This window comes from Pseudomonas sp. PI1 (genome assembly GCF_000812405.1).
In the GTDB taxonomy this organism is placed as follows: domain Bacteria; phylum Pseudomonadota; class Gammaproteobacteria; order Pseudomonadales; family Pseudomonadaceae; genus Pseudomonas; species Pseudomonas citronellolis.
Map to the genome: position 1 here is coordinate 52894 of NZ_JWMC01000017.1, position 15039 is coordinate 67932.

The 15039-nt window shown below is 69.5% G+C and carries 12 protein-coding genes; 5 read left to right on the plus strand and 7 right to left on the minus strand.

All coding sequences use genetic code 11. The features are described 5' to 3' along the window. Position 1: 1 nt before the first annotated feature. The 4 genes from RN02_RS07895 (at position 2) to RN02_RS07910 (ending at position 5776) form a co-directional block, all read left to right on the plus strand. Positions 2–1585: a GMC family oxidoreductase gene (locus RN02_RS07895; protein WP_043314006.1), complete on the plus strand. Its 1584-nt coding sequence runs from the start codon at positions 2–4 to the stop codon at positions 1583–1585. A 2-nt stretch (positions 1586–1587) separates the two neighbouring features. Further along, positions 1588–2868, plus strand: coding sequence for a cytochrome c (locus RN02_RS07900; protein WP_043314007.1), 1281 nt, complete (start codon positions 1588–1590; stop codon positions 2866–2868). 120 nt (positions 2869–2988) lie between these two features. Next, positions 2989–5358 carry a tetratricopeptide repeat protein gene (locus RN02_RS07905; RefSeq protein ID WP_043314008.1) on the plus strand — a complete coding sequence of 790 codons (2370 nt, stop codon included), beginning with the start codon at positions 2989–2991 and terminating at the stop codon, positions 5356–5358. A 100-nt stretch (positions 5359–5458) separates the two neighbouring features. Further along, entirely contained in the window at positions 5459–5776 is a 318-nt protein-coding gene (locus RN02_RS07910) for a DUF2388 domain-containing protein (protein WP_043314009.1), read from the plus strand. Between the two features lie 69 nt (positions 5777–5845). On the opposite strand, the gene RN02_RS07915 is transcribed toward RN02_RS07910, so the two are convergent. Then, the gene (locus RN02_RS07915; protein WP_043314010.1) at positions 5846–6211 is read right to left on the minus strand and encodes a helix-turn-helix domain-containing protein; all 366 of its coding nucleotides are present in this window, start codon (positions 6209–6211) and stop codon (positions 5846–5848) included. Between the two features lie 6 nt (positions 6212–6217). Then, positions 6218–6520, minus strand: a complete 303-nt coding sequence (locus tag RN02_RS07920; RefSeq protein ID WP_043314011.1) for a type II toxin-antitoxin system HigB family toxin — start codon at positions 6518–6520, stop codon at positions 6218–6220. Positions 6521–6641: 121 nt separating this feature from the next. Here RN02_RS07920 and RN02_RS07925 point away from each other — a divergent pair, with 121 nt between their 5' ends. After that, on the plus strand, positions 6642–6968 hold the full coding sequence (locus tag RN02_RS07925; RefSeq protein ID WP_009615124.1) for a DUF2388 domain-containing protein: 327 nt from the start codon (positions 6642–6644) through the stop codon (positions 6966–6968). Between the two features lie 556 nt (positions 6969–7524). On the opposite strand, the gene gcvP is transcribed toward RN02_RS07925, so the two are convergent. The 5 genes from gcvP to RN02_RS07950 all read right to left on the minus strand — a co-directional run bounded on the left by gcvP (position 7525) and on the right by RN02_RS07950 (position 14829). After that, entirely contained in the window at positions 7525–10401 is a 2877-nt protein-coding gene (gene gcvP / locus RN02_RS07930; RefSeq protein WP_043314012.1) for an aminomethyl-transferring glycine dehydrogenase, read from the minus strand. 100 nt (positions 10402–10501) lie between these two features. Continuing rightward, positions 10502–10891 carry a glycine cleavage system protein GcvH gene (gene gcvH, locus RN02_RS07935; protein ID WP_009615120.1) on the minus strand — a complete coding sequence of 130 codons (390 nt, stop codon included), beginning with the start codon at positions 10889–10891 and terminating at the stop codon, positions 10502–10504. A gap of 51 nt (positions 10892–10942) precedes the next feature. Next, positions 10943–12025, minus strand: a complete 1083-nt coding sequence (gene gcvT / locus RN02_RS07940; RefSeq protein WP_043314013.1) for a glycine cleavage system aminomethyltransferase GcvT — start codon at positions 12023–12025, stop codon at positions 10943–10945. Positions 12026–12098: 73 nt separating this feature from the next. Next, positions 12099–13739, minus strand: coding sequence for an ABC transporter permease (locus RN02_RS07945; RefSeq protein WP_043314014.1), 1641 nt, complete (start codon positions 13737–13739; stop codon positions 12099–12101). 88 nt (positions 13740–13827) lie between these two features. Then, the gene (locus RN02_RS07950; RefSeq protein ID WP_043314015.1) at positions 13828–14829 is read right to left on the minus strand and encodes an extracellular solute-binding protein; all 1002 of its coding nucleotides are present in this window, start codon (positions 14827–14829) and stop codon (positions 13828–13830) included. Between the last annotated feature and the right edge of the window lie 210 nt (positions 14830–15039).

Genomic DNA, 15039 nt, shown 5'->3' on the forward strand with positions numbered 1-15039 from the left:
CATGGCCGACACGCAAAGCGCCGACTACGTGGTGGTCGGCTCCGGCGTCGCCGGCGCCCTGGTCGCCCACCAGTTGGCCCTGGCCGGCAAGGACGTGCTGATCCTCGAGGCCGGCCCGCGGCTGTCGCGCTGGGAGATCGTCGAGCGCTTCCGCAACCAGGCCGACAAGTCCGACAACCAGGCGCCCTACCCGTCCATGGCCCACGCGCCGCACCCGCAGTACCACCCGGACAACCACTACCTGGTGCAGAAGGGCGAACACCCCTACGACGTGCAGTACCTGCGGGTGGTCGGCGGCACCACCTGGCACTGGGCGGCCTCGGCCTGGCGCTTCCTGCCCAGCGACTTCAAGCTCCAGAGCCTGTACGGCGTCGGCCGCGACTGGCCGTTCGAGTATGCGGAGCTGGAGCCCTGGTACCAGCGCGCCGAAGAAGCCCTCGGCGTCTGGGGCCCGGCCGACGAGGAGCTGGGTTCGCCGCGCAGCCAGGCCTACCCCATGGCGCCGCTGCCGCTGTCGTGGAACGAGCAGCGGGTGAAGGACGTGCTCAACGCCAACGGCTACCGCGTGGTCACCGAGCCGGTGGCGCGCAACAGCCGCCCCTTCGACGGCCGGCCGACCTGCTGCGGCAACAACAACTGCATGCCGATCTGCCCGGTCGGCGCCATGTACAACGGCATCGTCCACGTCGAGAAGGCCGAGGCCGCCGGCGCCCGGCTGCTGGACAACAGCGTGGTGTTCAAGCTGGAGAAGGGCGATGGCGGACGCATAGTCGCCGCCCTCTGCAAGGACCCGCAGGGCGAGGAGACGCGAGTCGAAGGCAAGGTCTTCGTGCTCGCCGCCAATGGCGTGGAGACGCCCAAGCTGATGCTGATGTCCGAGGTCGGCAACGCCTCCGGCATGGTCGGCCGCAACCTCATGGACCACCCCGGCACCGCGGTGCGCTTCTACGCCAGCGAGAAGCTCTGGCCCGGGCGCGGGCCGCAGGAGATGACCTCGATGGTCGGCTTCCGCGACGGCGCCTTCCGCAGCCAGTACGCGGCGAAGAAAATCCACCTGTCCAACCTCTCGCGGGTGGACCAGGTGGCCGCCGAGCTGATCCGCCAGGGCCCGCTGCTGCTCGGCCGCGAGCTGGAAGCGCATATCCGCGACCATGCGGCGCGCTTCGTGCGTTTCGACAGCTTCCACGAAATCCTCCCGCGCCCGGAGAACCGCATCGTACCCAGCGCCAGCGAGCGCGATGCCCTGGGCATCCCCAAGCCGGAATTCACCTACGCCATGGACGACTACGTGCGCCGCAGCGCGGTGCACACCCGCGAGGTCTACGCCCATGCCGCCAGGCTGCTCGGCGGCAGCGAAGTGCAGTTCGAGGACAGCTTCGCCAACAACAACCACATCGCCGGCACCACGCTGATGGGCGACGACCCCGGCGACTCGGTGGTGGACCGCGACTGCCGCAGCCATGACCACTCCAACCTGTTCATCGCCGGCAGCGCGGTGATGCCCACGGTGGGCTCGGTGAACTGCACCCTGAGCCTCGCCGCCCTCGCCCTGCGCCTGGCCGAGCGCCTGAAAGGGGAGGCCTGAGCATGTCCGCCCGCCTGCTGGCCGCCCTCCTCCTGCTGCCCTGCCTGGCCCAGGCCGCCCCGGCCCTGGACCCTGCGCCAGCCGAGCTGCTGCAGCGCGGCGAATACCTGGCCCGCGCCGGCGACTGCGCCGCCTGCCACACCGCGCCCGGCGGCCAGCCCTTCGCCGGCGGCCTGGCGCTGACCACCCCGCTGGGCGCGGTCTACTCCAGCAATATCACCCCCGATCCACGCACCGGCATCGGCAGCTACAGCTATGAAGACTTCGCCCGCGCCCTGCGCGAAGGCGTGGCCAGGGGCGGCCTGCATCTCTACCCGGCAATGCCCTACACCGCCTACGCCAAGATCGGCGACGCGGACATGCAGGCCCTCTACGCCTATTTCCTGCGCGGCGGCGTCGAGGCCGTGGCCCAGGCCAACCGCGACAGCGACATCCCCTGGCCGCTGAACATGCGCTGGCCGCTGGCCATCTGGAACGCGCTGTTCCACGACGACCGGCCCTTCCAGCCCAACCCAAAACAGAGCGCGGCCTGGAACCGCGGCGCCTACCTGGTGCAGGGCCTGGCCCACTGCGGCACCTGCCATACCCCGCGCGGCCTGGCCTTCCAGGAGAAGGCCCTGGACGAGAAGGGCAGCGGCTACCTCGCCGGCGCCGCCCTGGGCGGCTGGTACGCCTACAACATCACCAGCGACACCCACGCCGGCATCGGCGGCTGGAGCGACGCCGAGCTGGTGCAGTACCTGCGCAGCGGCCGTCTGCCCGGCAAGGCCCAGGCCGCAGGGCCCATGGCCGAGGCCGTGGAGCACAGCTTTCAGTACCTGCGGCCCGACGACCTGCAGGCCATCGCCAGCTACCTGCGCAGCGTCAGGGCGGTCGGCGACGGCGAGCGCAAGCCGCGCTTCGCCTGGGGCGGCCCCGCCGACGACGTGGTGACGCTGCGCGGCGAGGACTTCGATGCCCGGAGCCGCGACGACGGCGCCCTGCTGTTCCTCGGCAACTGCGCCAGCTGCCACGGCTGGAACGGCCAGGGCACGCAGGACGCCTACTACCCCATGCTCAGCCACAACACCACGGTGGGCGCGCAGCAGCCGGACAACCTGGTGCAGGTCGTGCTCACCGGCGTGCACCGCGAAAGCGCCGGGCAGCAGGTGTTCATGCCAGGCTTCGCCGGCGCGCTCGACGACCAGCAGATCGCCACCCTGGTCAACTACCTCACGGCGCAGTTCGGCAACCCGGCGGTGAAGGTGGACAGCGCCCGGGTCGCCGCCATCCGCCAGCCCTGACCGCGCCTCATCCTTTCGAGGGGCCGCCGCCACTGCGGCGGAACCGGGTTTGACATACCCCCGGCAGTCACTGAAGCTGCTGCCACCGTGATACATGGCTGCCCGAACAACGGACGTCGCATGCAGAAGCCTGCCCATAAGAAAGACCGCAAAGGGGCCGCACCGGCCCGACCCGCTTCCCCTCCCCGCCTGGCGCGGCGCCTGGCTGCAGCGCTGGTGGCCGTGCTGTTGCTGGCCAGCGCGGGCGCCTGGTGGTACGTCGAGCACAGCGCCCCGTCGCTGCCCGTCGCGAGCCCGCCCGCGCCCCCGGCGAAACCCGTGGTGGCCGAGGCGCCGAAGGCCGACTTCGTCGACGAGCAGCAATGCCAGGGATGCCACCAGGGCCAGTTCCAGGACTGGCAGGGCTCGCATCACCACAAGGCGATGCAGGTGGCCAACGAAGCCAACGTGCTGGGCGACTTCGCCGACGCCAGGTTCAAGGGCGAGGCCGAAAGCACCCGCTTCTTCCGCAAGGGCGAGGAATTCTGGGTGAACACCCCGGGCGCCGACGGCAAGCCGGCGGACTTCAAGGTGGCCTACACCTTCGGCGTGGCGCCGCTGCAGCAGTACCTGCTGGAATACCCCGGCGGCCGCCTGCAGGCCCTCGGCGTCGCCTGGGATACCCAGAAGCAGCGCTGGTTCGAACTCAACCCCGGGCAGCGCATCGACTTCAAGGACGAGCTGCACTGGACGCGCCCGACGCAGAACGCCAACTTCATGTGCATCGAGTGCCACACCACCGAGTTCAAGCGCAACTTCGACGCCGACAAGAACGCCTTCGCCAGCCACTGGCAGAGCCTGGGCGTCGGCTGCCAGGCCTGCCACGGCCCGGCCTCGCGCCACCTGGAATGGGCGAAGAAACCCGACGGCAACGCCAGCCGCGGCTTCGACAAGCCGCTGGCCGCCAGCACCGCCGCCAGCGAGCTGGTGGAGAACTGCGCGCGCTGCCACGCCCGCCGCGCGCCGCTGGGCGACGGCTTCCAGCACCGCCACCGGTTCATGGACGACTACCTGCCGAGCCTGCTGACCCGCGAGCTGTACCAGATCGACGGCAAGATCAAGGACGAGGTCTTCGAGTGGGGCTCCTTCACCCAGAGCAAGATGTTCGAGAAGGGCGTGAAGTGCACCGACTGCCACAACCCCCACAGCGGCCAGGTGAAGATCGCCGGCAACGGCCTTTGCCTGCAGTGCCACAACCCGGCCGGCAAGCCGGTGCGCCCGGGCATCGACGGCAAGGGCCTGCTGGCGAAGAACTACGACTCGCCCGAACATCACCACCACCAGAGCGGCACGCCTGGCGCGCAGTGCACGTCCTGCCACATGCCGGGCAAGTACTACATGGTCAACCACTACCGGCATGACCACAGCTTCAGCATCCCCGACCCGCAGCACGCGCAGAAGATAGGCGCGCCGGACGCCTGCATGGGCTGCCACCGCGACAGCGCCTCCAAGGTCAGCGAGCAGTTCCGCCTGTGGTACGCCAGCGACGCCAAGCCGGCCGGCGCCGTGCCGCGCTACGACGACACCCTGTGGAAGGCCCGCAACGGCCAGCCCGGCGCCTCGCGGGCGCTGCACCTGCTGCTGGCCAGCAGCGACCTGCCGGCGATCCGCCGCGCCACCCTGCTCGCCGAACTGCCCGCCTATCCCAGCCCGCGCTCCCTGGAACTGGCCGCCCAGGGCCTGAAGGACAACGACCCGCTGGTGCGCAACGCCGCCATCGGCGCGGTCGCCGCCCTGGCCAGCCCGCCGCGCCAGGCGCTGCTGCTGGCGCCGCTGCTGGACGACCCGCTGCGCGCCGTGCGCCTCTCCGCCACCTGGCAACTGGCGCAACTGCCGCCGGAGGTGCGCGCCGGGTTGCAGGCGCCGCTGGCCAAGGGCCTGAAGGAATACGAGGAGGTCCAGCTGAGCCTGGCCGAGCGCGCCGAGTCCAACCTCAACCGCGCCATGCTCTACCAGGTCACCGGCCGCGACGCCGAAGTGGAACCGGCGCTGCGCGCGGCCCTGGTGCGCGACCCCGACTTCCTCCCGGCGCTGGTCAGCCTCTACCAGTGGCTGGAAGCCCGCCAGCGCCCCGACGAAGCCCGCCAGCTGCTGGACGGCGCGCTCAAGCGCCACCCGCAGTCCGGCCTGCTGCACCACGCCCAGGGCCTGGCGCTGATCCGCCAGGGCCAGCGCGAGGCAGCGCTCAAGGAGCTGCAGGAAGCGGTGCGCCTGGCCCCGGACAGCGCCCAGTTCCGCTACATCCTGGCCATCGGCCTGCACGACAGCGGCCAGGCCGACGCCGCCTGCCGCCAGCTGGAGCAACTGCTGCAACGCCACCCGGCCAACCGCGACGCGCGCCTGGCGCTGATCGCCTACCTGCGCGAGATCGGCCAGTTGGAGAAGGTGCAGATGCAACTGGCCGAGCTGGAACAGCAGAACCCCGACGACCCGGCGCTGAAGGGAGAATGACGGTGCCGCCCGGAAGCGCCTGATTCCACCAGGCGCTCCGGAACTCGCCGGCGGGCACGCACTCTGAGGGGACGCGAACGCAGTCACCCAAGGAGCACCCATGCGTATCCCCGGAGCGGCCCTGGCCGTCGCCCTGTCCACCCTCCCCTTCGCCGCCGCCCAGGCCGAAGACGCCGGCTTCTGGCGCGGCGTGCTGTCCACCGGCGCCACCACCGCCTCCAGCTACCTCACCAGCCGCGACGACCACAAGCTGGTCGGCCCGCTGGCCGAGGACGCCGGCAGCTTCGTCGCCAGCGCCGGCGCCATCCGCGGCCCCTGGCTGGAGGCCGAGCTGCAGCGGCTGCGCAGCGATTATCCGCAGTTGCAGCAGCGCAGCGACATGGAGCTGGCCAGTGCATTGCTGGCCGGCGAACGCTGAACGGCACTCCCCGGACACGCAAAAGCCCGCAGCCCTTCACGGGGCAGCGGGCTTTTCAGTGCGCTCGCCTCAGGCGTACTCGGCGATCAGACTCTCGGCGGGAATCCCCAGGTTGCGGTGCAGCTTGCGGATCATCGGCAGCGTCAGGCTGCGCTTGCCGGACAGCACCTCATAGACGCGGTTGGGCTGGCCAATCGAGGGCACCAGGTCCTTGACGGTCAGGCCGCCCTGCTCCATGCGGAACTTGATGGCCTCGATGGGGTGCGGCGCCTCGACCGGGTAGTGCTTGGCCTCGTAGGCCTCGACCAGCGTCAACAGCACTTCGAAACGATCCCCCTCGGGGGTGCCGGGCTCCGGCTCGTCGTCGAAGTAGGCGGACAGTTCCTTGAGGCTGGCCTTGTAGTCCTCGTGCGTATGGATAGGTCGAATGCGCATGCTCTCTCACTCCATCTCGACGGTATTCGCGTCGACGGCATCGTACTGCGCGTGCGTGCCGATGAACTTGATGTAGACCGCGCCGAACCGGTAGGCAACCGCGACGATCAGTCGATAGTCGTTGCCCTTGATGTTGAACACCACCCGGCGGCTCTTGAGGATGCTCGCGCTGGCATACCTGGCTTTGATGTCGCCCAGCTGGCTCCAGGTCGCGGCCTTGGCTTCATCGATCCAGGCCTTGAGTGGTTGCTCCGCGTCCGGATGGGCCAGCCAGAAATCGCGCAGGTTGCCGATGGCGATGATTTTCATCGGCACATGTTAGTCCCAAGATGGGACCAACGCAACCGCGAACCGGTCATCCAGATAACCGGAACCCCTGGCAGCGCCGAGCGCTCAGAAAGGTATGCGGACCTACGGAGGAGAAACTCCCATGCGCATGTTCAAACTGACCGGCATCCTCGCTGTCTTCACCCTGCTGCCCCTGGCCCCGGCCATGGCCGACGGCTTCTGGCGCGACATCATCTCCTCCGGGGCCACCACCGCCTCGACCTACCTGACCTTCAAGCACGACCACAAGCTGATCCTCGCCGCCCGCGACGACGCCGGCAGCTACGTGGCCAGCGACGGCGCCATCCGCGGCCCGTACCTGGAAGCCGCATTGCAGCGCCTGCGCAGCGATCATCCGGAACTGCAGCAGCGCAGCGACATGGAGCTGGCCAATGCCATCCTGATGAGCCAGGACGGCGTGGCGCAGTGACGGCGCTTCGTAGGATGGGTTGAGCCTGCGAAACCCATGCGGCCGCGGCGATGGCCGTGGCGATGGGTATCGCTGCGCTCAACGCCATCCTACGGTTGCCTCCACACCGCACCCTTGTAGGAGCGCGCCCTTGTAGGAGCGCGCCCTGCGCGCGAATCGCGGGCAGGGCGCGCAGTGTGCTCGGCATTTCGTAGGATCTCATCCAGACCGTAGGATGGATCGAGCCTGCGAAACCCATGCGGCCGCGGCGATGGGTATCGCTGCGCTCAACGCCATCCTACGGTTGCCTCTACACCGCCCCCTTGTAGGAGCGCGCCCTGCGCGCGATTCGCGGGCAGGGCCCGCTCAGTGTGCTCGGCATTTCGTAGGATCTCATCCAGACCGTAGGATGGGTTGAGCCTGCGAAACCCATGCGGCCGCGGCGATGGGTATCGCTGCGCTCAACGCCATCCTACGGTTTGCCTCCACACCGTGCCTTTGTAGGAGCGCGCCCTGCGCGCGAATCGCGGGCAGGGCCCGCTCCCAGGGGCTCGGTATTTCGTAGGCGCGGATTTTCTCACTCCCGGTACTCGTCCACCGGCACGCAGGCGCAGAACAGGTTGCGGTCGCCGAACACGTTGTCCACCCGGTTCACCGCCGGCCAGTACTTGAAGGCGCGGGTGTGCTCGCTGGGGGTCACCGCTTCGGCTATGCCGTAGGGCCGCTCCCAGGGGCCGGTGACGTCGGCCAGGGTGTGCGGGGCGCGCTTGAGCGGGTTGTCCTCGGCCGGCCATTCGCCGGTCTCGACCTTGGCGATTTCCGCGCGGATGCTCAGCATGGCCTCGACGAAGCGGTCCAGCTCGTGCAGCGACTCGCTCTCGGTGGGCTCCACCATCAGCGTGCCGGGCACCGGGAAGGACATGGTCGGGGCGTGGAAGCCGTAGTCCATCAGGCGCTTGGCCACGTCCTCCTCGCTGATCCCGGTCTGCGCCTTGAGCGGGCGCAGGTCGAGGATGCATTCGTGGGCCACGCGCTCGTTGCGCCCGCGGTAGAGCACCGGGAAGGCGCCGTCCAGGCGCTGGGCCAGGTAGTTGGCGCTGAGGATGGCCACCTCGGTGGCGTCGGCCAGCTGCGGGCCCATCATGGCGATGTACATCCAGCTGATCGGCAGGATGCTGGCGCTGCCCCAGGGCGCGGCGCTGACCGCGTCGTTCAGCGGATTGGGGCCTTCGACGCGGATCACCGGGTGGTTGGCGACGAACGGCGCCAGGTGCTTCTTCATGCCGATCGGGCCCATGCCCGGGCCGCCGCCGCCGTGGGGGATGCAGAAGGTCTTGTGCAGGTTCATGTGCGACACGTCGGCGCCGATGTCCGCCGGCCGCGCCAGGCCGACCTGGGCGTTGAGGTTGGCGCCGTCCATGTAGACCTGGCCGCCGTGGCTGTGGATAACCTCGCAGATCTCGCGGATGCCCTCCTCGTACACGCCGTGGGTCGAGGGGTAGGTGATCATCAGGCAGGCCAGCTGGGCGCCGGCCTCGGCGGCCTTGAGCTTGAGGTCCTCCAGGTCGACGTTGCCGCCCTTGTCGCACTCGACTATCACCACGCGCATGCTCGCCATGATCGCCGACGCCGGGTTGGTGCCGTGGGCCGAGGACGGGATCAGGCAGACGTTGCGGTGCCCCTCGCCGCGGCTCTCGTGGTACTTGCGGATGGCCAGCAGCCCGGCGTACTCGCCCTGGGCCCCGGAGTTGGGCTGCATGCAGATGGCGTCGAAGCCGGTGATGGCGCGCAGCCAGCTCTCCAGCTCGTCGATCATCAGCCGGTAGCCCTCGGCCTGCTCGCGCGGCACGAAGGGGTGCAGGTTGGCGAACTCCGGCCAGGTGATGGGGATCATCTCGCTGGTGGCGTTGAGCTTCATGGTGCAGGAGCCCAGCGGGATCATCGCCTGGTTCAGCGCCAGGTCCTTGCCTTCGAGCTGGCGCAGGTAGCGCAGCATCTCGGTTTCGCTGTGGTGGCGGTTGAACACCGGGTGGCCCAGGTAGCCGGAGCGGCGCTGCAGGGTGCCGGGGATGCCGTCGGAGAGGTCGCCGGCGTCCAGCACGGCGATGCTCAGGCCGTGGCCGGCGCCGAGGAAGATGTCGAACAGCGTGGCGACGGTCTCGGCGCCGCAGGTTTCGTCCAGGCTGACGCCCAGGCGGTCCTCGCCGACGATGCGCAGGTTGTAGCGCGCCGCGCGGGCGCGTTCGAGGATGGCCGCCTGCTGCGCGCCCACCTCCAGGGTCAGGGTGTCGAAGAAGTGCGCGTTGACGCGCTTGAGACCCTTGGCGAACAGCCCGGCGGCGAGGATGGCGGTGAGCCGGTGCACGCGCCGGGCGATGCGCTTGAGGCCCTCGGGGCCGTGGTAGACGGCGTAGAGGCTGGCGATGTTGGCCAGCAACACCTGCGAGGTGCAGACGTTGGAGTTGGCCTTCTCGCGGCGGATGTGCTGCTCGCGGGTCTGCAGCGCCATGCGCAGCGCGGTGTTGCCGCGGGCATCACGGGATACGCCGATGATCCGCCCCGGCATGGCCCGCTTGAATTCGTCGCGGGTGGCGAAGAAGGCCGCGTGGGGCCCGCCGTAGCCCATGGGCACGCCGAAGCGCTGGGCGCTGCCGAGCACCACATCGGCGCCCAGTTCGCCCGGCGGCGTCAGCAGCAGCAGGCTGAGCAGGTCGGCGGCGACGCAGGCGATGGCCTGCCGGGCGTGCAGGGCGTCAATCAGCGGGCGCAGGTCGCGGACCTCGCCGCGGCTGTCCGGGTACTGCAGCAGCGCGCCGAACACGGTGTGCTGGCCCAACGTGTCCAGCTCGTCCACCACCAGGTCGAAGCCGAAGGCCTGGGCGCGGGTGCGCACCACGGAAATCGTCTGCGGGTGGCAGTTCACGTCGACGAAGAACAGGTTGCTCTTGGCCTTGGCCACGCGCTTGGCCAGGGCCATGGCCTCGGCGGCGGCGGTGGCCTCGTCGAGCAGCGAGGCGCTGGCCAGGTCCAGGCCGGTGAGGTCGATGGTCAGTTGCTGGAAGTTCAGCAGCGCCTCCAGGCGGCCCTGGGCGATCTCCGGCTGGTAGGGGGTGTAGGCGGTGTACCAGCCGGGGTTCTCCAGCACGTTGCGGAGGATCACCGTGGGCGTGACGGTGCCGTAGTAGCCGGTGCCGATCAGGCTGGTCCACAGCTGGTTCTGCTGCACATAGCCCCTGAGCTTCTCCAGGGCGCCCTGCTCGTCCAGCGCCGGCGGCAGCTCCAGCGGGCGGTTCAGGCGGATGGCCGGCGGCACCGTCTGTACGATCAGGTCGTCGAGGCTGGCGACGCCCAGGGCCTCGAGCATCGTCCGTCGCTCCGCCTCGTCGGGGCCGAGATGGCGGCGCAGGAAGGCATCGGGCTGGTTCAGCTGGGACAGCGAAGGGCTTTTCGACATGGCCTGGACCTCGATCGGGAATGCACGATCAAGACAGGATAGGCCAGGCGGGAAGAACAAGGCCCCGACTGAGCGGGGCCTTGGGGGTTCGGCGCGGCGATCAGGCGTCCGCGTCGCAGGCGGCCTGGTAGCCGGCGGCGTCGAGCAGCTTGTCCAGCTCGGCCGGGTTGCTCGGCTTGAGCTTGAAGAACCAGGAGCCGTAGGGGTCGTTGTTGACTTCCTCGGGGGTGTCGGCCAGGACCTCGTTGATGGCGATCACCTCGCCACCGACCGGGGCGTAGATGTCGGAGGCGGCCTTGACCGACTCCACCACGCCGGCTTCCTGGCCAGCGTTCAGTTGCTTGCCGAGCTCCGGCAGCTCGACGAAGACCACGTCGCCCAGGGCTTCCTGGGCATGGTCGGAGATGCCCACGGTGACGGTACCGTCGGCTTCCAGGCGCGCCCACTCGTGGCTGGCGGCGTAACGCAGGTCGGCGGGAATGTTGCTCATCTTGTTTTCCTCGGGGACGGGGCAGCGGCGACGACGGGTCGCCTATGCAATTTAGATCAGGGCCTTGCCATGACGCACGAAATTCGGCTGAACGACGCGCACCGGGTACCACTTGCCACGGATTTCCACCTCGGCGCGGTCGCCGGTGGCCGCCGGCAGGCGGGCCAGGGCGATGGACTTGCCGAGGGTCGGGGAGAAGCTGCCGCTGGTGATCTCGCCTTCGCCGATGCCGGCCACCCGCACCACCTGGTGGGCGCGCAGCACGCCGCGCTCCTCCAGCACCAGGCCGACCAGCTTCGGCGGGTCGCCGGCGGCGCGCTGGGCTTCCAGGGCCTGGCGGCCGATGAAATCGCGCCCGGCCGGTTCCCAGGCGATGGTCCAGCCCATGTTGGCGGCCAGGGGCGAAATCTCTTCGTCCATGTCCTGGCCGTAGAGGTTCATCCCGGCTTCCAGGCGCAGGGTATCGCGCGCGCCCAGGCCGGCGGGGGAAATGCCGGCGCCGACCAGTTCGTTGAGGAAGCCCGGCGCCTCGGCGGCGGGCAGCATGATCTCCAGGCCGTCCTCGCCGGTATAGCCGGTGCGGGCGATGAACCAGTCGCCGTCGGCCTTGCCCTGGAACGGCTTGAGCTCGCGGATCAGGGTGGCGCGGGAGGGGCTCACCAGCTCGGCGGTCTTGTCCCGCGCATTGGGGCCCTGGACGGCCAGCATGGCCAGGTCCGGGCGCGCCTGCAGCTGGACCTCGAAGCCCTCGGTGTGGGCCTGCATCCAGGCCAGGTCCTTCTCGCGGGTGGCGGCGTTGACCACCACGCGGTAGCCGTACACGCCCAGGTAGACGATGAGATCGTCGACCACCCCGCCGCGCTCGTTGAGCATGGCGCTGTACAGCGCCTTGCCGGGCACCTGCAGGCGCTCGACGTCGTTGGCGAGCAGGCGTTGCAGGTATTCCCTGGACTGCGGGCCGGTGACGTCGACCACGGTCATGTGGGAGACGTCGAACACGCCGCAGTCACGGCGGACCTGGTGGTGCTCTTCGACCTGCGATCCATAGTGCAGGGGCATGTCCCAACCGCCGAAATCGACGATTTTCGCGCCGAGGGCGACATGCAGGTCGTAGAGCGGGGTGCGCTGTCCCATGGGTATTCTCCTTCCGGGAATGGCGGATGCGGAGCGCGAGGGCGGCCCGCACGAAACCGGCGCATTGTAGCCGCTAGGCCGGTGCCTGGACACCTCGGCCGACGGTCGAGTCGCGCCCCGCCGCGCTGGCCGCGGAACGGCGGATCAGCAGCACCACCGGCAGCAGCCCGGCCAGCACCAGGCTCAACGCCGGCAGCGCGGCGCGGGCCCATTCGCCCTCGCTGGTCATCTCGAACACGCGCACCGCCAGGGTGTCCCAGCCGAAGGGGCGCATCAGCAGGGTAGCCGGCATTTCCTTCAATACGTCGACGAACACCAGCAGCGCGGCGCTCATCAGCCCCGGCGCCAGCAGCGGCAGATAGACGCGGGCGAACAGCGCCGGCCCGGCCACGCCAAGGCTGCGCGAAGCCTCGGCGAAGGACGGGCGGATGCGCATCAGGGTGCTTTCCAGCGGGCCCTCGGCCACCGCCAGGAAGCGGATCAGGTAGGCCAGCAGCAGCGCCCCCAGGCTGCCCAGCAGCAACGGCTTGCCGGCGCCGCCCAGGGCGCTGGAGAGCGGGATCACCCAATGGTTGTCGAGCCAGCTGAAGGCCAGCATGATCGCCACCGCCAGCACCGAGCCGGGCACCGCGTAGCCGAGGTTGGCCAGGCCCACCGCGGCGCGCACCGGCCTCGCCGGCGTCTGCCGGCGGGCGAAGGCCAGCAGCAGGCCGACCGCCACGCACAGCGCCGCCGCCGTGGCGCCCAGGCCGAGACTGTGCAAGAGCAGGCCCCAGTAGCGCTCGTCGAGGTCGAAGCGGCCGCGCTGCCAGCACCAGGCCAGCAGCTGCGCCAGGGGAATGGCGAAGGCGCAGGCGAACACCAGCCCGCACCAGGCGCTGGCGGCGAAGGCCTTGAACCCGCGCAGGCGGTACAGCGGCGCGGTGCGCGGCTTCTCGCTGCCGGCCACGACGCGGCCGCGGCTGTGGCGCTCGCCGAGCACCACCAGGAACACCCCGAGCAGCAGCAGGCTGGCCAGCTGGGTGGCGCTGGACAGGCTGTAGAAGCCGTACCAGGTCTTGTAGATGGCGGTGGTGAAGGTGTCGAAGTTGAACACCGAGACGGCGCCGAAGTCGGCCAGTGTCTCCATGATCGCCAGCGCCAGGCCGGCGCCGATGGCCGGCCGCGCCATGGGCAGCGCCACGCGCCAGAAGGCCTGCCAGGGCGACAGCCCGAGCACCCGCGCCGCCTCGGTGAGGCCGCGGCCCTGGGCCAGGAAGGCGCCGCGCGCCAGCAGGTAGACGTAGGGGTAGAAGACCAGCACCAGGACCAGGATCACCCCGCCGGTGGAACGCACCCGGGGCAGCCGCAGGCCGCTGCCGAACCATTCGCGCAGCAGCGTCTGCAAGGGCCCGGCGAAGTCCAGCAGGCCGACGAAGACGAACGCCAGCACGTAGGCCGGGATGGCGAAGGGCAGCATCAGCGCCCAGTCCAGCCAGCGCCGCCCGGGGAACTCGCAGAGCGCTGTGAGCCAGGCCAGGCTGGTGCCCAGCAGGGTCACGCCGATGCCGACGCCGAGCACCAGCACCAGGCTGTTGCCCAGCAGGCGCGGCAGCTGGGTGTCCCACAGGTGCGCCCAGATTTCCGCGTCGATCTCGCCCCAGCTCAGCGCCAGCACGACGAGCGGCAACGCCACCAGGGCGGCGATGGAGAAGCTGATGGGGTACCAGCGCATAAGTGATTAGCTGGCAGCTAGAAGCCGGAAGCTGGAAGCCAGGTCCACGCCGACCTCCAGCCTCCAGCTTCCGGCTTCCGGCTCCTGGTCAATTCCAACCGGCCCGGTCCATCAGCTTGATGGCTTCGGCCTGGCGCTTGCCGGCGACTTCCACCGGGATGCTGTCGGCCTTGAAGCTGCCCCAGGCCGCCACTTCCTCCGAGGGCGCGACCTTCGGGTTGGCCGGGAACTCCTGGTTCAGCGAGGCGAACAGCGCCTGGGCGTCGGGGCCGGTCATCCACTCCACCAGGGCCTTGGCCTGCTCCGGGTGCGGCGCGTGCCTGGTCAGGCCGATGCCCGAGAGGTTGACGTGCACGCCGCGGTCGCCCTGGTTCGGCCAGAACAGCTTCACCGGCAGGTCCGGCTTCTGCTTGTGCAGGCGCCCGTAGTAGTAGGTGTTGACGATACCGACGTCGCACTGGCCGGCGGCGATGGCCTGGAGCAGCGCGGTGTCGTCGGAGAACACGTCGGTGGCCAGGTTGCCCACCCAGCCCTTGAGGATCTGCTCGGTCTTCTGCTCGCCGTGGGTCTCGATCAGGGTGGCGGTCAGCGACTGGTTGTAGACCTTCTTCGCCGTGCGCAGGCACAGGCGGCCTTCCCACTGCTTGTCGGCCAGGGCCTCGTAGGTGCTCAGTTCCTCCGGCTTCACCCGCTGGGTGGAGTAGGCGATGGTCCGCGCGCGCAGCGACAGGCCGGTCCAGCTGTCGGTGCCGGAGCGGTACTGCGGGGGAATGTTGGCGTCGAGGGTCGGCGAGTCGAACGGCTGCAGGATGCCCATCTTCTCGGCCTGCCAGAGGTTGCCGGCGTCCACGGTGAGCAGCAGGTCGGCCGGGGTGTTGGCGCCCTCGGCCTTGATCCGCGCCATCAGCGGCGCTTCCTTGTCGGTGATGAACTTGACCTGCACGCCGGTCTTCTTCGTGTAGGCATCGAACACCGGCTTGATCAGCTCGTCGATGCGCGAGGAGTAGACCACCACCTCGTCGGCGGCCTGGGCGGTGCCCGCCAGTGCGGCGAGGGCGAGGGAAGCGAGAAGGCCTTTGCGTACCGACATGCTGGCGGCTCCTGGGTAGCGAAATGAGGTTCCAGATGATAAGGAACCTCATTTAGCCCCGGAGCCGACCTTTGTGACCGGGTGTTTCACCGCCCCCGACGCGCCCGGACACTTGAGCGAAATATCCCTCAACGCAAAGAGAGTTGGCCGGCATTTCATTTAGGCGTCCCTCGATAGATTGCCGCTTTTCCCTGCGAGCCGAGGATGTCC